The sequence below is a fragment of the Holdemanella sp. MSK.7.32 genome (assembly GCF_024460475.1).
GTDB lineage: Bacteria > Bacillota_I > Bacilli_A > Erysipelotrichales > Erysipelotrichaceae > Holdemanella.
Genome location: NZ_JANFYN010000008.1, coordinates 24,949 through 44,764, shown reverse-complemented (window position 1 = coordinate 44,764; position 19,816 = coordinate 24,949). Strand labels below are relative to the sequence as shown.

Annotated in this window: 10 protein-coding genes; all 10 read left to right on the top strand. The window is 35.5% G+C overall.

Annotated features, from left to right (window positions below; translation table 11 throughout):
* Window positions 1-51 precede the first annotated feature (51 nt).
* The 10 genes from NE544_RS03260 (at window position 52) to NE544_RS12205 (ending at window position 19,779) form a co-directional block, all read left to right on the top strand.
* A complete protein-coding gene (locus tag NE544_RS03260) occupies window positions 52-1,821 on the top strand; it encodes a DUF3810 family protein (protein WP_256268314.1) in 1,770 nt (589 codons plus the stop codon).
* A 32-nt stretch (window positions 1,822-1,853) separates the two neighbouring features.
* Complete coding sequence (locus NE544_RS03255; protein WP_256268313.1) at window positions 1,854-2,777, top strand: hypothetical protein; 924 nt, start codon at window positions 1,854-1,856, stop codon at window positions 2,775-2,777.
* 38 nt (window positions 2,778-2,815) lie between these two features.
* The gene (locus NE544_RS03250) at window positions 2,816-3,460 is read left to right on the top strand and encodes a hypothetical protein (protein WP_256268312.1); all 645 of its coding nucleotides are present in this window, start codon (window positions 2,816-2,818) and stop codon (window positions 3,458-3,460) included.
* A 34-nt stretch (window positions 3,461-3,494) separates the two neighbouring features.
* Window positions 3,495-4,877, top strand: a complete 1,383-nt coding sequence (locus NE544_RS03245) for a hypothetical protein (RefSeq protein ID WP_256268311.1) — start codon at window positions 3,495-3,497, stop codon at window positions 4,875-4,877.
* Between the two features lie 97 nt (window positions 4,878-4,974).
* Window positions 4,975-10,290 (top strand): DEAD/DEAH box helicase family protein, encoded by a 5,316-nt coding sequence (locus NE544_RS03240; RefSeq protein ID WP_256268310.1) that lies wholly within the window; start codon window positions 4,975-4,977, stop codon window positions 10,288-10,290.
* A gap of 332 nt (window positions 10,291-10,622) precedes the next feature.
* Window positions 10,623-10,985 (top strand): hypothetical protein, encoded by a 363-nt coding sequence (locus NE544_RS03235; RefSeq protein WP_256268309.1) that lies wholly within the window; start codon window positions 10,623-10,625, stop codon window positions 10,983-10,985.
* Window positions 10,986-12,531: 1,546 nt separating this feature from the next.
* Complete coding sequence (locus NE544_RS03230) at window positions 12,532-12,984, top strand: hypothetical protein (RefSeq protein WP_256268308.1); 453 nt, start codon at window positions 12,532-12,534, stop codon at window positions 12,982-12,984.
* 214 nt (window positions 12,985-13,198) lie between these two features.
* A complete protein-coding gene (locus tag NE544_RS03225; RefSeq protein WP_256268307.1) occupies window positions 13,199-14,353 on the top strand; it encodes a hypothetical protein in 1,155 nt (384 codons plus the stop codon).
* 630 nt (window positions 14,354-14,983) lie between these two features.
* The gene (locus tag NE544_RS03220; protein ID WP_256268306.1) at window positions 14,984-17,920 is read left to right on the top strand and encodes a SpaA isopeptide-forming pilin-related protein; all 2,937 of its coding nucleotides are present in this window, start codon (window positions 14,984-14,986) and stop codon (window positions 17,918-17,920) included.
* 20 nt (window positions 17,921-17,940) lie between these two features.
* Window positions 17,941-19,779 carry an isopeptide-forming domain-containing fimbrial protein gene (locus NE544_RS12205; RefSeq protein ID WP_305145697.1) on the top strand — a complete coding sequence of 613 codons (1,839 nt, stop codon included), beginning with the start codon at window positions 17,941-17,943 and terminating at the stop codon, window positions 19,777-19,779.
* Window positions 19,780-19,816 lie beyond the last annotated feature (37 nt).

Sequence of the window (19,816 nt, the reverse complement as noted above, 5' to 3'; positions counted from 1 at the left end):
TGAGAGTTTTTTTGTTAAGGCAATTTGCCTTAATTTTGAAAGGAGTTAATTATGGCAAGAAACTGGAAGAAAATGTCAAAAGAAGAGGAAGATAAAAAAAGACAGGAAACTATAGATAAAGCTATTGAAACGATGAATAAAGGGATTTATGAATACCTAGATTCAGACAGATTCAAAACCCTTTTAGATACAATGTCAAAGTTTCACGATTACAGCATGAACAACACATTGCTGATTCTAGGACAGAATCCTCGTGCCACTCACCTTGCAGGCTATAACAAGTGGCAGCAGGATTTTAATCGTCAGGTCAAAAGAGGTGAAAAAGGCTTGATGATTTGGATGCCTGTTGAAATCAAAGTAAAAGAAAATCAATATGTTCTGGATGAAAATGGGAATCGAATACTAGGCGATGACGGAAAATTCAAAAAGGAAGAAGTTGTAGTAAAAAAACATACATTTAAAATTGGATATACATTCGATGTATCTCAAACAGAGCAGATTGAAGGAAAAGAAGTGGTTGAATTAAGTCCGGTGAAGGAACTGGAAGGAAATGTCAAGGATTATCAAGCTTTGACAAAAGCTTTGATGGAGATCAGCCCAGTGCCTATAACAATCGAAGCTTTCGAAAGTTCGGCAAAAGGTTGCTATAATCCATTGACAAACGAAATCAAGATTCAACCCAACATGAGTGAGGTCCAGACAATCAAGACCATGATTCACGAGATTGCACATTCAATCGTTTACAGCGAGGAAAATCTAAATCAGCTCAAACAGAAAGAGAATGTCGAATTTAGTAAAAATGAAAGAGAAGTGCAGGCAGAATCGATCGCATATATCGTATCCAGCCATTTAGGTATTGATACATCGGACTATTCATTCCCGTATGTTGCTACGTGGGGATTATCGACTGAGCCATCAGACTTGGAGAATGTAAAGCAGAATTTAAAGTGTATTAAAAGTACATCATTTGATCTAACATCTAAAATTGATACGTACATGGAACAAATGCAGACACAGCAGGAGCAAAATAAAGTTAATGTTCAAATTGCAATCAACTGGTCAGAAAATGGGACTGTTGCTCAGTACTCAGAAGAAAGCAATATTGCCCCAGAAGATAAGCTTTCTTTTGCAGAAGCAAATGAATTGCTAAAAAGAATGAATGACCATCTCAAGGATACTATGCTTGGATATGACAAAACAGATTATGAAATCACACTTTACAAGGAAAACGAAGATGAACCTTATGTCTATTCCGGAAGATATGATATAGGAAGTGAAAATGGAGATATCATTGATACGATCAGCCATTATCTGGATTGGAAAATTGAACATGAAAACGATCAGAATGCATTACTTTTTAAAAATGATTTTATTCCCGAAGCTGAAGCAGGACGTAAATTGTCTGTGGAGGAAGCCAAACGTGTCGACAATATTTTTGATGAAATGCTAAAAAGGGAATTGAAATATAAGACAATCAATTTCACAAGAGAACATTTTGAAACAGTGGATACAGCTCGTGATGTCATGCGAGTAGAAGAAAAAATGGATGAGCTGTACAACAATGGCGATATATCAGGAAAGACTCATGATGAAGTATTAAATCATCTTTCTGAAGTTGAAGAAGCTTTATATGAACGAATCAAGGATAATATGGAAAACAACTTTCTATTTAAAACTCAAGTTGAAAATGCAGTCAACGCAGATGGCGAGTTTGGATATAAACGAGCACTTTACAATCAAGATGATGTGTACAAGGATGTCGTTAAAGATGTACTGGAAATTGATGACTTACAGAAAGATGCAGATGAAATGGAATTATAGTTAAGGCAATTTGCCTTAAGGAGGTATATAAAATGAATCACATTACATTCAAAGATAAAGAAGGATTTGATATTAATGTCCTTGCTTTTGATGGAGAATCTAATTTTGCGATTTTAGATCGCACTTCTACTGGCTCACCAACACCTTATGTTGTGGTTAAGGGACTGGATACGGAATCAGCTACTTGGTCTAATTCGGAAGGGTATTTTGCTAATTATGAGGATTGTGTAAGAAAATACAAATCATCTGTACTCGAACATACGCAGTCAGATATACCTATGAAAGCAATGTTTGAATACTTGTTGCGTAGAGATATTGAACCTATGCTTTCCCGCACTTTAACAGATGAAGAAGTTTGTCAGGCATATGACAGCTTTATGCAGAATGATGATTTTGCATCTTTGTTAGATCGTGAAATCGTGCCTATGGCATTGGATATCATTGAAGAAAATGAGCGGAGAGAAAATTTAAAAATACAGGATATTATTGATGCTCCATTGAAATGGGATAGTAAAACAAAACCGGATGGTGTTTTCATTGGGATGACAGTGGCTGATTTTGTTTTTAGTCATGGACTTCACCAAAACATGAAATTAAATGATTTCAATGAGTTGCTTGCAAAGGAAGGATATTCAACTTTTCCTAACAAGCAGTACCCATTCACAAATCTCGAAAGGATGATTAGTGATGAGGAGTTTAAACTTGATGTTCTTAATATTAGTAATAATTTAAATAAAATTTATGATGAAACGGACTTTGTTTATGAAAAAGGGATTGAAGAATCGGATGTTGCAGAAGTAGTTTTTGATGGTATCTGTGATGATTACGAACTTTCAAGACTTGTCAATAAATGTGAAGGAAAAGATCAATTGAAAGATTTTGTCGAACATTGTGAGGATATTCAAGGTCTGTTTGTAAACGCTGTTGAAATGGAGATTCAGGAAATGGAGATTTAAGGCAGATTGCCTTAATTTTAAAGATAAGGAGAATAAAGATGGATTTACTACTACACTTCAAGGTAAATGAAGGGGATGAAAATAATATCAACATACAGGAATATATGCTGTATGGAGATGTCGAAACCAAGTCAGAAAAATGCTTGGTAGATGAAGGGGACGAGGTGGTGTTAACAGAATTTCCAGTCCCTGAATTTAAAAACTGCACATTGATGAAAAAAGGTGACGAAGGTTTTTACAAATATAAAGATTATCGTCAGGGCGAAAATGCAGAACTTGCAGGTGGATATGCAGTATCAGGTATTTTACAGCAGAACAAACGCTTTGATTTTAATTATGTGAACGATCAAATTAACGGTATTGTTCAGGATCCGTTTTATAAAGTTGAAACAATGGGTGATTATCAAATTCCTATGCGAGTACTTGATGCATACAATGATTTGTATGTGGCGACACTTGCAACAACTGAATATATATACTATTTACATGATAGTGATGATGTGTTAATGGTTGGCTTAGAAAATCGTCAAACCATTGCTAGAGGTGAGTTTGCAATGGATTCTTATCAGGAGTCCTTTGAAAACATCTATTACGGAAACAGCTATGAGGAAGAAATCTGGATGGATGAGTATGAAAAGGATGCAAAAACGCAAGAACTGGAAAGTAATGAAATGGAACTTTAAGGCAGATTGCCTTAAAAAAGGAGCAATGTTGTAAATGAATGAGTACGAAAAATATAGGCTACAGTGGATGCTGGATCATGATTATTCATTGCCTGATTTATTGGAACGTCTTTCTGATATTGCGATGAATGAGAATTTAGATGAAATTCAAAATCCACGTGTAATGCTGAATGAAGCTTTTGAAAGATTGGAATATGAACAAGGATTTGATAATGAAGAAATCTGGCTATGCAAAGATGAATGGGAACATGATCTATACAGTAGCAATGAATATAGTCTGACGGATGCAGGAAAGGCAAAAGTGAAACATTTTATTGAGAATTGCAGAATAAAACAAGACAGTATTTTAAAAGCCGGACTGGACACTGCAAAAGAAACTACACTACCAAGTGTAGAAGATATTCTATGCAATGTTGAGGATATGGTGGACGAGGATGGGAAATACACGAATGCTTGGAACATTACGGACAATTATTTGAGTGATCCGTTAGAACTGAATAAAGATGATGATTTTGTGATCCATTCTAATGAACAGGTGAAAGATGTTTTGATTCCGCTTCCTTTAGAGGTGAAAGAAACACCGCTTTCTCCAAGTCATGAGGTGTCGACATCACAGCCACATTATACGGAAGTCAATTTGTTTGATGTAAGTGATGATGTTTTCCATGAAGAAGATACAAATGATTTTAGTCCATGGTCTGACAGAAGTATCAACAATATTCTAAGAATTGGTTCAGGTTTTGTGAATGGAAAATATCGTATTTATCATCTGTATACAACTATGAATGTCAATGCAAAAGACAAAGCAATTTTTCTTAAAAATGAATATGGTATTGGTGGTCAAACCTATGATTTTAAAAATAAAAAACAAGACAAAGGCTACATTGACCATGATTCAAAAGGATTGACTGTATGTGTTTCATCAAAAGATTCAGCATCATTATTTAAAGATTCTGAATCAAAAACTTTCTCATGGGCAGATGTTAGCTCACGCATAGAAAGGCTGATTGCAACAGGCAAATATTTATCAGATGAAGAAATGGAACATTATAATTCCATGAATAAAGATGAAATTCTACCTGCCTGGCTCTTAGAAAAATGCGGATTGTCAGACTATACAAAGAATTCTCAGACTGTGGAAAGACCAGACTGGATGGAAGAACATGAGATTCTGATTGATCGTGATAATGATTATGTGCTATTAAGGGACCCTGATGAAAATGTAAAACAGATTTGGACTGCGGATGGTGCGTTTTTTCTATCGACTGTTCAATTAGAAAATGAAACAGTCGAGGATGCTATGGAGGAATATTATTATAACATCACAAAAGGTGGCTTTTATATTCCAGATCGAATTAAAGAAGGATATATGGAAGAGGATAATGATAATCTTTCAAAAGGGGATATCGAGCTTTAAGGCAGATTGCCTTAATTTTAAATGACGATGTGCGAAGGTATATATGCTTTCGCACATTTTTCTAGCATTTTTTGAAAGGATACATGGTAAAATATATATGAGGAAAATAAAAAAGAAAGGTGTGAATGTGGATGAAAGCAATCGATTCGAGCAACTCAGCTTATTTGAACTCTGCATGGGGGATGATGAATCAAGTAGAGGTAGTGAAACTTCTGAAGGAAAAAAACAATCTATTATATACCATTTTGAAGGAGAGGGATCCAGAACAGTTGAGCAATCTGGAATTTCAGCTTTATCAGGAGATCAATTCACACTTCGCTCAGGTGTTGAAGGAATTGGAAACAACGTATCCAGTATCGCAGGAATTGAGCTGGATGGAAAAATTACAGAAGAAGGAACAGCTTTTGAGTCAAGCCAGAGAAATAACATGGCAGTGGGTTCCGACTCTAAAAGTACTACAAACCAAGTATTGGAGAGAGTACATCTAGGGGATGAAAGATTATCTACAAGAACAAAGATACAATATAATATTGAAGCTTTAAAAATCGTTCGTCAGCTTCAGAAAGAAAACAGGACAGCTACATTACCAGAAAAAGAAAAACTAGCACGTTTTTCAGGGTGGGGTGGCTGTCCTCATGTATTTAACGAGAGTGATACGGATTACACTTTGGAAAGAAAGGAAATCAAGGAGCTTTTGACAGTGCATGAATATGCAAATGCAAAAGAATCAACATTAACATCCTTCTATACACCACTGAATGTAATCGACAATATTTATCGAATTCTTGAACGAATGGGATTCAATCATGGGAAGATTATAGAAACCAGTATGGGAAATGGTAACTTTTTTGGACGAATGCCTAATGATATGTATGCAGACTCAACACTGTGTGGTGTAGAACTTGACAGCATGAGTGCAACGATAAGCGGATACCTTTATGATAAGGTAGAGGTAGAAAATACCGGCTTTGAAAGCAATTCCTACCCAAACAATTATTTTGATCTGGCTATTTCAAATGTTCCATTTGGCTTTTTTCAAGTGCATGATATGCAGGAACGTGATTTAAATGAACATCACTGGAACATCCACAACTATTTCTTTGCCAAGGCTTTAAAAAAGGTGCGGAATGGCGGTATCGTTGCTTTTATTACATCAACTGATACTATGGATGGCAAGAGCGACATTTTATCCTACATCAATGAAAAAGCTGATTTTTTAGGTGCATTGCGTTTGCCTTCAAATTTGTTCCATGAAAACGGAGCAAATACAGATGTAGCGTGTGATATTGTTTTTCTAAAACGAAACGATGAAAAGGAAGTCAATCGTGATGCATCATTCACGCAAAGACGATATGTAACAGAACACAGACAGATGAATGATTATTTTGTTATGCATTCAGACCATGTGTTTGGTCGTGTTTCTGAAGAAAAAGGACAGTTTAATAATTATGTACTGAAAGTTACAACAGATAAAGATAAATCATTACAGAATTATTTTGATGCTGTCATTAATGATTTCCCTGAAGGAATCTATGAGGAAGAACAAATATCAGAAGAACAGCAAATGTTTATTCCAATGGATGTGCAGCACTCAAAACTGGCAGTCAATGCGTTTTTTGTTGAGAATGACAAACTGTATTTCAAAGAAGCTGACTATTACTATGCCGTAGGGATTACAAACAAACCAGATGAAGATATTGCATCGTTCAAAAGTGAAACAGACCGCCTTAAGGCAATTTGCCTTATCAAATTAGCCGATACAGCCAACGAATTAATTCGTATGCAGGTGAATGATGTTGATGAGATTCTTTACCTTGGAAAGCGTGCAGAGTTGAATGCTTTATATGATGATTTTGTTAAGCAATATGGACCTATCCATAAAAGAACGAACATCCATCTTTTAGACAACGACCCTCGTCTGGCTATGCTGGATTCACTTGAAAACTATGATACCAAAACAAAGCGTGCAAGCAAAACTCAAATTTTTTCAGAAAGAACGATTCAACCAAAACGTGAAATAAAAGCGGTTGAAAGTTTGGAAGATGCTGTTCGTGTATCTTTAGATACGTATGCATCTTTAAATTTAGAATACATGAGTTCACTGCTTTCTGTGACAGAAGAAAGCGTACAGAAGGAACTGCTAGATAAAAAGATTGCCTTCATTCAGCCAGAGTCTGGAAAATTACTCATGGCGGATGAATATTTGAGTGGAGATATCTATGAAAAGATTGAGATTGCAGAAAGATATGGTTTTGACAACAATATCGAAGCATTAAAGAGTGTTTTACCAGAACCTTTGTCGGCTGAGGACATTCATGTACAGTTAGGTGCTCAATGGGTTCCTATTGAATATATTCGTGAATTCAGTAGTCACATTTTTAAGGAGTCTGGGTATGATTATTCACGTATGAGAATCGACTATGATGAATATTCGGCTAAATATTTTACAACACAGCCTAGTCGTTGGAACATCAACAGTGAGGTAACGCTAAACTGGGGAGTGCAGAAAACAGACAATGTAGACTTCTGGAAAAGCCAGCCGGATTACAATGGATATGATCTTTTCACAGATATTATTAATTCCAGAATGCCAGAGATTAGAAATTACTGGACGGAGGAAGATGAGGATGGGAAAATACATCGAAAAAGTGAAGTCAATCCCGAAAGAACAGCACAGGCTCGACAGCTTGCGGAAGATCTAGAACAGGAGTTTGAGGATTGGATTTATCAGGACTATGAACGAAAGAAAGATTTGGTAGACATTTACAACCGTAGATTCAACAATATCCGAAACCGAGTCTATGATGGTTCATTCATTTCTTTTCCAGAAATGGCACCTTCCTACAAGCTTGAACCATATCAGAAAAATGCGATTGCACGTATCATGGATACGAATACAAATACATTGCTGTGGCAGCAAGTCGGTGCAGGAAAAACATTTGAAATGGTTGCCAGTGGAATGGAGATGAAGCGTCTAGGGCTAAGAAACAAGATTCTGTATGTTGTACCTAACCACATCGTATCCCAGTGGGCGAATGATTTTATGCGTTTATATCCAAATGCCAACGTTTTGGTGGCAACAAAAAAAGATATGTCAAAACAACGTAGAATGGCTTTTACAACAAAGATTGCCATAGGAAACTATGATGCAATTATCATGGCACATTCCAGCTTTAAAATGATTTCAATTGGCACTGATTTACAGATCGAATTGATGAGAAACCAAATGGATGAAATGAATGCTGCCATCGAACAAATGGATAACTCATATAATGAAAACCAAACAAAGATCGTAAAGCAGTTGGAAAGAACGAAAAAATCAATTGAAATGCAGATACAGAGATTAGCAGATTCAAGACGGGATGAAAATGTAGTTCCATTTGAAAATCTGGGAATCGACTATATGTTTGTAGATGAAGCACATGAGTTTAAAAATCTTTTCAGCTATACAGCTATGCGAAATATTGCAGGTGTTCCACAACAGAATTCTGCAAAGGCTATGGATATGTATATGAAGTGCAAGATCATTGAGGATAATGGCGGTGGTATCTGTTTTGCAACAGGAACTCCGGTAACGAATACAATGGCAGAACTATATACTATGCAAAGATATTTGCAGGAAAAGGATCTAAGAAAGCAGAATATCCGTTGCTTCGATGCATGGGCAAAGACTTTTGGAAAAGTAACCAACAGCTTTGAAATCAGTGTGGATGGTTCAGGCTTTATCAATCGCTCCCGCTTCTGTAAATTCTTCAACATGGAGGAATTAATGAATCACTTTAGACAGGTTGCGGAGATTCAGACAGCCGGAATGCTGAGAAAATCACTGGAAGAATCGGTGCTAGGTCGAGTGAAAGCTGTACCACCAAAACATATTGGAGGTAAGCCGACCGTTATTGCCATTGAGCCAAGTGATGTGCTGGAAAGCTACATCAGTGAAATTGTTGAACGTACCGAAAGTATTCATAATGGAAATGTGGATCCGCATATCGACAATATGCTTAAGATTACATCTGACAGTAAAAAAGCAAGTATTGATATGCGATTGATTGATCCAAATTATCCAGACGAAGAAAATGGAAAACTATGGACGATTGCAAAACAGGTATATCAGATTTACAAGGATTACGATAATGATAAAGCGACCCAGCTTATTTTCTGTGACTCGTCTACACCTCATAAGAATGAGAAGGAAAATGATGAAGAAACTGGCTATGTGTTCAGCAATGTCTATGACGATCTAAAGATAAAATTTGTAGAATTAGGTATTCCCGAAAATGAAATCGCATTTATTCATGATTATGACACAGAATTAAAAAAGCAGAATCTTTTTGAAAAGATGAATAGAGGTGAAATGCGTGTTTTGATTGGTTCAACGCCAAAACTGGGTGCAGGAACAAATATTCAGGAACGTATGATAGCAATACACCATGTAGATGTTCCATGGCGTGCAAGTGATATTGAACAGCAGAATGGACGAGCATTCAGACAGGGAAATATGTATAACAAAATTTACGAATTCCGCTACGTTACTAAAAAATCATTTGATGCATATTCATGGCAGATGGTCGAAACAAAATCAAGCTATGTAACACAGCTTCTAGAAGGTACGGGAGATACACGTGAATTTGAAGAAGATACACAGAATAGTTTCTCATATGCCGAGGTTAAGGCGATTGCATCTGGTAATCCAATTATCAAGGAAAAATTTGAAGTAGACAATGAAGTGAAAAGATTGGAAACAATGCGTAGGTCATGGCAGAAGAAGAAACTACAGGCACAGGATGATGTTGCACTTTTGCCAGATCGAATCGAAACAGAAAAGAAATATCGCACCATTCTTGCAGAGGAATGTGAATATTTCAAAGATGAGATTGAAGCCAATAATCTTAGAGATACAGAGCATTTTACATTTTATGATGTCAATGGGAATGAGTATCACGATTTGAAGGAAGCTTGGGATGCAATTCAGGAATGTACAAAGGGGTACAAGCTGAGTGATTATAAAGAAAATAAATTTGTGGGTCGCTTTATGAAAGCGGACGTATTGATTGGATTAGGCTTGGCAGGTGAAGGAATAGTAATCAAAATGAAAACACCATTGCGGACAATCAATGTTGATTCGGTAAATCCAGTAGGTCGAGTAAATTTCAATCGAATGTATAAACGTATCAACGATATACGCTATTCACTAAATAAAACGATTGAAACCATCCAGAATTACGAAGGAAATCTAAAAATTGCAAAAGAGATGGTGAATAAACCTTTTGAATTACAGGATGAATTAACAAGTGCAAGAAATCGCCAAAAGGAGATCAACAAGATATTAGATACTTCTGGAAATGAAAACAGTAAAGTAGTTGTTGAAGATGATTTAGAAGAAGAAAGAAATGAAAGCTGTATGGAATTATAGAATTAAGGCAAAATGCCTTAATTCTTTTATTCTTTGTGCGTAATACAGCGTGAAAATGCTTATTTTCCTGTTTTTGTCAACAATAAATTTTTTTGTGAAAATTTTGTTAGATTTTTTATTTGGACATTTTTGAATCATAATATGCTTTATATAAAGTGTATATAGCTCTTTTTTGTTCACAATGTTCATTTTTACTCTGAACAAATTTCGCACAAATTTCTAGCATTTTTGTCCGAGAGTTGTGCTATAATGGTATCATCAAGTAAGTGTATACATAGGACCTGAAACGTGCGTTTAGGTCCTTTTTTCTATGCAAATGGAGGTGGATGAACGTGAAATACGTTTTATCGAAACAATGCAGTTTCAACAGAAACAAGGACAGCCTGATAGGCTATACGAATCTATCCTTTCGTAACGGAGTATGGATACTTCAATATCATCTGAATGTTGATGACACTCTGAATTCAGGCTATGAAGAAAAAATGCAGTCTTTTTGTAAATACATTAAAGATGTGATCGTACCGAATGGATATGAGTCCATCGAATATTTGGTAAATCGCTTAAATTTAAAAACGATTGGACTAAGCCGATATCAGCTCTATGCTTCCACGGATGAAGCAAACTTTTGCATACGTTTTGTGAAAAAAATGTATGCAAATGACCTGATCTACATCCATATGTTCCGCAAGGGTTGAGTGTCATTTCGCACAAAAATCTAGCATTTTTGCCAATTCTAAATGGTAAAATATAGGTAGATATAAATTTGAAAGAAGGTGTGTGGCAAATATGATATCAAATAACATGTGTTATTTTATTCTTCACGGATTAGTGTATATATCAGTGATTCTCATGGTGCTAGCATGTATTGCATTTATACTTAATGATATACCATTAGGATTTTGCGAACCATTTTCGTCAAAATGGTGCTTTTTTTGGAATTTACCTGCATATTTGCTTTATGGTACTCTGATTTGTTTGGTGTTATGTGGATTCCTTGCTATATTATTTGGCTTAATTGGAATTATGTGAAAGTCAATTCAATGAATTAAAATCACACCTTTGTCATTCGTGGCTAGGTTAAAATTTTTTCAGTAGTCTGTAATGCCATTTGAGGTTGTAGTACAGCACATTTTAGCAAAAAGCGGGCACTGTATGACGTGGCTTTCCTGCATACACGTAAGTCCTGCTTTCATACCGTGCTAAGTAGTTCGACCGCCTACAATGCACGACCCAAACGATAAGACATGAGGTTGTTTATTGTTAGATGCTAATTACTCACCGATTACATCTGATAAACAATAAACATGAAGTCAACCCAGATATCTGTTAGAACCTGTTCTATTGTTTATCTCCCTTTGGACATAGAGATATCATAATAGAAAGTAAAACTTTTTTCGCTTGCAGTTTAATATAACAGATTGCCATAAACGGATATCAAAAATGACCACGGCAGAAACATGAGCCTGCCATTACATGAGGATGCAAGTTCCGTGGGTGCAACTCCCACAATCCTCAAATACCATCCTGCCAATACTCAAATCGTTCTAAATAAAATAAGGAGAAAGATCCTTCTACGATAGCTCACATTCAGATTTATTTTTGGCAGACATTATTCGATTAAAGCACTATTTAACTAACAGATGGGAGGAATCTCCTTTTAAAGACTATTTTTTGCTTCAAAATCGAATGACACATACTTATGACGAAATTTGCAAATGTCTGAATAGTTTCTCTGGTTCACTATATATCAAACAGACAACAGCTTTTTTCTTTATAAGTTTTTTTATGAAGGTTTTAGTATTATCAGGTGCAATTCCTGAAACCTTCAACTTTTAATTTCAAATGTAGTAACACAATTTTTTCAGTGGGAGGTGAATCTCCTGCTTTCCAACGTAACCTTTAATGTGGTACTACAAACGTTAGCTGTGAAAAGCTTACTTAACAAGAGATGTTTCAGATTTTAAAACGAGAATGTCAGAATCTGATCCATCAGAATTTTAGACATGGGACAATGATCCATAAGCCAGTGTTCTGGACAGAGCAGAAAACATGAGCCTGCTCATTATATCAAATGGGTACATATACTAATGACGATCAAGCCCTTTTATACATCTTTCCTTAAAAAATTGTATGTGCCCATTTAAAGTAATTTGACATAAGCAAAAGGCAGAATTTGAATATTCTGTCTTTTTTTATGATTTCAAGAATTAGGGCAATTTGCCTTAAAAATGGAGGAAAAAAATGAAGTCTATTTTACTTTACAATCAGGGAGGTTATTCCCCTGAATTGTTAGCATTCAATGGAGAAACAAATTTTGCAATTCTATATTATGCTTGCACTATAAAGCCTTATGTTCTCGCAAGTAAACTAGATGATGATGTGAGATCGGATGAATTTGAGGAAGTAGCTTGCTTTGAAAAGTATGACGATTGTTTACGAAAATATCAATCCTTGGTTCTACAGCATTTAGAAAATACAATTCCAGTTGCAGAATTATTTAAACATTTAAAGAAAACAGATTTAGATAACGTGGTTGGTTTGGCTGGTGAGAAGATTATGGATGATGAAGATGATGAAAGAAGATGGGAGAAAATATGGTCTGCACTTATTAGATATAGACATCCAATCATAAAAGAATGCATTGAGAAGATTCAAGTGCTCTATGATGTAAAAATCAGTGGATGGGATAAATAAAACTTAAGGCAGATTGCCTTAATATTAAAATAAGGTCGAGTTTCTTTATATTCACAGTGTAGTACAGCAAAAAGCATGAAATTCACCCTGAATTTCGCACAAAAATCTAGCATTTTTTGAAAGGATACATGGTAAAATAGGGGTGTAAAGAGATTGATTAAAAAATTAAGGCAATTTGCCTTAACAAAATAGATCAGGAAAGGATGTATTATATATGAAAACAAAACAAATTTTAACAGCAGGTGCGATTGCATTAAGTATGATTTTGACTGGATGTTCTGCTTCATCGACAGGAACAAAAGACACAAAGACAACAGAAGTCGCTAAGAAAAAGGAAGTAAAAACACTTGGTCAAAAAAGCAAGAATTCAAAATCCTTGAAGATGACAAACAGCACTGGAAAGAAGATCACTGTATTTGAAACGAAATCAAGTACAGAAGAAAGTTTCAGTGATAACTTGTTGGAAGATGGAGACGCTGTAAAAAACAAAGAAGAACGTACATTATACTATGATGTAAAAGAAAACGATAAGTTGGATATAAAGATTGGTTTACAAGATCAGGATAAAACATTCGTATTCAAGGATGTAGATACTACAGATACAAAGAAAGTTGATGTTTCTTTAAAAGAAGATAAAGTCAATTTAGACGTAACCAAAAAAGATGGCAGCACTGCCACTTTGACACCATCTGAAGATTCTGCAAAAACAGAGGACGAGAAGAAAGAGGAGCAGGAAGTAAAACAGGAAGAAAAGAAAGAGGAGAAGAAGGAAGAAACCGCAAAAGCCGATTCATCTAATAAATCAAATACTTCAGAATCAAAAAAGGACAACACAGCTTCGACTACAAATACTAGCTCGAATAAGAACAACACAAGTTTTTCTAAACCTTCAAACAGCAGTAGCAATAACTCTAGCACTTCAAAACCATCTAACAACAGTAGCAATAACTCTGGTTCGTCAAAACCATCGAATAACAGTGGTTCAAACTCAAACAGTTCAAAACCAGCTGAACATACACACAACTGGGTGGCACAGTACAAGACGGTAAATGTTCCAGAAAAAGGACACAACGAACAGGTCTTGGTGCAGGCTGCCTATGATGAACAGGTCCCAGTTACTGAGATGAAGGAGTTCTCAATCTGTAATCAATGTGGAGCGGATATCACGGGAAGATATATAGAACATTTTGAAGCAAATGATGGTTGTTCAGGATATCACTCTGAATGGAGAGAAGTAGTAACAGGATACAAGACTGTTCATCACGATGCGGTGTACGAAACAAGATATGTGGTCGATTCACCTGCTACTACAAAACAGGAATTGACAGGCTACAAGTGCAGTAGCTGTGGAAAAACGAAAACTAACTAAATATAAATCAAAGGCAGAATGAAAATTCTGTCTTTTTTTGTTGATATAAGTTGATAAAAATTAAGGCAGTTTGCCTTAATGATTAAATAAGGTCGATTCACGGACCTTGGCAGTAATGCCGAAAGTACAGATGAATTGGAATCATACTTTCTTCATTCGTGGAGGAGTTAACATTCTATAGTAATCTGTAATGCCATTGTTTGAGGTTGATGTACAGCATAAATTCAGATGGTAGTGAAAGTGTTGATGAAGTAACCAACCGGAGCTTCCGGTTGATATAAATTTAGATGGTAGTGAAGGATTCAATAAAAAGATTCAATGAACAAAGTTTAATGTAAAAAAAGGAACTCGCATGAGTTCCTTTTTGTTTTACACGCAATAAAGCGGGTAACGCCCGTACTATTGCACCATTTTATGGAATAGGAGGCGATATAAATATGAACAAATACAGTTTATTGGATGTACCTTAAATTGAGTTGAAAAATCATCAATATTTTTTCCTTTCAAGATATTGATGTTATGAAACACTCAAAAAAATCAAGATTTCTAACGTTAGAGATTTTTTCAAGGGATAGAAAGAAAAGGGAAAATAAAATAATTAAGGCAATCTGCCTTAGAAAGGATTGAAATATGAAAAAGTTTAAGAACGTATTTCTTGCTCTTTTCGTAACAGCACTGACATCATTGAATCTTGTTCTTCCTGCGTATGCAGAAGAAACAACCACTCCGACTGTTGATTCAGCAGGCTTTTCAGTGAGTGTTGTAGGGGATGGTACAGTCACACTTTCATCAGGAGATTTTACAAAATCTTTGTCGAATGGTGACATCTTCAATGCAGACTACGAAGAAGGTACAGAAATTAAAATTGTCTCAAAATCCGATGAGAATGCGGTTATTGATGATGTTACATTAAATAACAGTACGATCTCAGGGTTTACTAGTGGAAAAAAATCTTTCAGTTTTGTATACACAACAAAAACTGCGGATGCAAATTTTAGTATGATATTCAAATGTAATGATTCTAAATCAGATTCTTCTACTAGAGATAAAATCGTTAATTCTAATGATAAATCAAATGCTAGTGTGAATTTAAACTCCTCTAATGATGAAGATGAATTATCTGATGAGAATTCGATTGATGAAGCTAAAGATGAGCTTTCAGAAGATGGAATTCATATTGATTTTAATGTTTGGGATAAATCGGATACAACTAAATTGATTCTCAAAGACTATTCAAAAAACATCTATAAAAAATATAGTGAGCAAAGGAAAGATAAAGCAAAAGAATCTGGTTTATTGAAATACTGTGATTCTAACTATTTTTTAAAGAAATCATTTTATTCAAAATATGATGGATATATGTTGAATTATGATAATCTTGAAATTTTAGACAAGTACAGTGTACCTGAACTTTCAAATGATAAAGGTGAAACTAAAAGCGATGTTTTAAATGAGATTAATAGACTTGATGATACGAATGAAGAAGATGATAATGTTTCATTATTTAGTTTATCACGTGCTGGAGGTGTTACAGTAGATCGTTTCACCGAGTATACATGGGTATATAATTCTGCCGGTCATTATTATAATGAAGCTATATATGGACTGAGCAATGGTGTGACAGCTTTCTGTGGCGAAGGTATGCAAGCAGGGGTTCGTAAGGGGCAGAGTTTAGGTGCTCCTGAGAAAGTAAATAATGCTAAATTAGCTAAGGTTCTCTATTATGGATATGGTGGACACGGTGATATCTTAACAGGTAAATATGGTGTATCGGCAGCTGTGTGTATGACTAGTGATATGGCTTCGAAAGCTTATTCAGGAGCTACAGCAGGTGAAGCTGGTGGAACGTGGTCTCCATCAGGTACTGAAGGTATGTATAATCATATTCAATCATTGCCACTTCCAAGTGGATTTACAGTATATAAATGTAGAAATGATGAAAATGGTACAAACTGGGAAGGTACATTTACAAAATGTCAGGATGTTGTGTACGGTATTTGGAATCCATTAGGGAAGTTACAAATCAAGAAAACATCAGCCAATACATCTATTACTGATAATAACAGTTGTTATTCTTTAGCAAATGCTGTTTATGGTGTTTATAAGTCAGAAAGTGACGCAAAGAATGATAAGAATAGAGTGTCATCTTTGAAAACAAATGAGAATGGTTGGTCAAATACAATTGAACTTAATGCAGACACTTACTATTTAAAAGAGGTTACACCTCCAAAAGGATATGCATTAAGTTCGGCTATTAATAAGATCACTGTTACTTCTGGGAAAACTACACAGTATGGTACTAATGGAGAATTGAAGGATTATCCTCAGTCCGACCCAGTTCGTATTTTGTTAGGAAAAGTCGATAAAGAAACAAACAAGAACAAACCGCAGGGTAGTGCAAGTCTTGCTGGTGCGGAATTCACAGTGAAGTACTACAAGGGATTGTACGATTCCGACCCAGCTAAATCAGGTCAGGTTCCAACTCGTTCATGGGTTTTAAAGACTAATTCTAATGGTAAAGCATACTTGAATAAGGATTATAAAGTTTCCGGAGATGATTTCTATTATGCTTCTAATGGGGATCCAACATTCCCTATTGGAACGGTTACTATTCAAGAAACAAAAGCACCTACGGGATACTTTATTAATAATGAAGTGTTTGTGAGAAAGATTACAACGTCTGGCTCTGTGGAAGGTGTTGATACTTATAATCAACCAGAGGTTCTAGAAAAAGTAATCAAATTCGATATTAAGAAAGTGCAGGCAGGAACTTCAACACCAGTCAGTGGTGCAGTATTCCGTCACACATTACCGAATGGTTCAACAGAAGATTTAGAGACAAATGGAAGTGGTGAAATTACGATCACAGGTTTGGCTTCGGGAACACACAAGATCAAGGAAATCAAATCACCTGATGGATATCAGTTAAATCCAAACGAAGTTGTATTCAACGTAGCTTCTGGTACAGGTAAAATTACATTTACATCTGGAACAAACAGTCTTGTAACACATGGTACAAAGGATTCAGGGGACGGCTATGCTACATTTGCCGATAAGGTAAATCCTTTCAATTTGAAAATTACAAAAACAAATGAGCATGGAAAAGTCTTGAAAGGTGCTGAATTCCGTCTATATAGTGATGAAGAATGTAAAAATGTAGTAGATACACAGACTTCAGATGACAAAGGGTTATTAACTTTCAAAAATCTAGATGTAGAAAAGACATACTACTTCAAGGAAACAAAAGCTCCTCAAGGCTATAGAATTCCAGTGGATGAAAATGGTAAGGCATATGTACATTCCGTATATGTTTCAGCTACACCTCAGACAAACACATTTGATTTTACGATTGATAATGTGCAGTACAACACATCTAAAACGTCCGGCAACATTCGTCTTGAGGGAACTAAAAATGACCGTGTAGTTGCGGTAGATATCACAAATAAAACAACACAGTTATTACCTGAGACAGGTTCAAACGGAACGATCCTATTGATTGGATTAGGAGTGGCTGTAATTGCTTTTGCTTTATATATGTCAAAAAAAGAAAAATTGAATTCTAAATAATGAAGAAAGAGGGATATAAAATGAAAACTAAAAATGTAGTTTTCGCAGGCTTTTCTGCGTTAGCTGTGATGTTAAGTCCAGTCGTATCAAGCGTAGCTCCAATAGTTGCTCCAGTTTACGCTATAACACAGGCACCATCAACATTGGCAACTCCAAATGGTGTTGCTGATTTTGGTCAGGGTAGTGCTTCAATCACAATTCAGCCAAATAATGGCCAAAGCTTAGTAGGTAAAAAATTCAATGTATACAAATTGTTTGACGCAGAAAATGCGGTAGATCAGGAATCAATCAACTACACTTGGAATGATGCTTACAAGACAGCTTTACAAACAGTTGTTGGTAAAAAAATCAACAAATCTGCTTCTTCAGTAACAGAATATGATGTGATCGACTATATTCAGACATTGAATACTAACAAAGTTGAAGGTGCTCAGGCAGATCAGAAATTAGAAGGTCGTTACAGCAAATACCGTTACTTCGTTGAAGATTTAAGAAATGAATTAGTTAAAGAAGGTCTTACACCAACGACTGTTAATGTAACAGCAACTAGTCCAGTGGACGGCTCAGTTAAATTTGGTGGCTTAGGATACGGCTATTATTTAACAGATGAAGTTTCTGCTGTACAGGATACACATTCAGCTGCTTCATTGATTTTGACAAATACAGCTAACCCTGATGCTCAGGTTAATATCAAATCAGATTATCCAACTTTGATCAAGAAAATCAATGAAGATGACAACAATGTCGGATGGAATGATATTGGGGATTATGAAATTGGACAGACAGTACCTTACTACCACGATACATATGTGCCAAACATGAATGGATATCAAACATATAAAATGATTTTTCATGACAAGATGGACGAAGCTTTGACATTCAACAAAGACTCTGTTTCTATTACAATTTCAAGTACTACGAAATCATATACATTGAAGAGTAATGAATTTAATGTTGTTGAAAATAGTGGGGAAGATACATTCTATGCAGAGATTCCAGATTTAAAAGCAATTGTTGATAAACAATTCCCAGAAGGTATGAATAACAATTACGAAAACACTTATGGTCAGTCAATTCGTTTATCCTATAATGCAACATTGAATGACAATGCAGCAACTCGTACAGGTCGTGCTGGATTTGAAAATACAGTTCGTCTTGAATATAGCAACAACCCAGATAGTGATGGAAATGGTTCTACAGGAACAACTCCTTGGGATACAGTAGTTTGCTTTACTTATAAAATTAATGGGTTGAAAATCAATGACCACAACAAATTGTTGAAAAATGCTAAATTCCGTCTATATAGTGATGAAAACTGTACAAATGAAGTTTATGTAAAAGAAACAGCGGACGGCTATGTTGTTATGAACCGTGATTCATTAGGTGGTACTGACCACACTGGTGGTACAAGACCAAGTAATGCAGTTGAAATGGCATCTGATGCTAAAGGTGTATTTACAATCTTAGGTTTAGATCAGGGAACTTATTACTTAAAAGAAACGGATTCGCCTGCTGGATATAGAGAACTTCTAGACCCAATCGTAATAACAATCAAACCAACATTCACTACTGAACGTAATAGTTACAATGCAGGTGAAGGTGCAACTGAAAAAACATTACAGAAATTAGAAGCAACTGCTCATGTTAAAGAATTCTTAAATGGTGCTTACAAAGAAAGTGATACAGATTTAAAAACAGATGTAACAGATGGTTCTGCTAACATCACTGTAGTCAACTATGTAGGAACTAAATTACCAATCACAGGTTCTAACTTGACAATGATTTGCTTAGGTGCAGGAACAATCACAGTCGTTGGTGCATTAGCATTAGATAAAAAACGTAAAAGCAAAAAAGACTAATTAGAAAATGAATGAAATGGTTAGGATGGCAGTACTG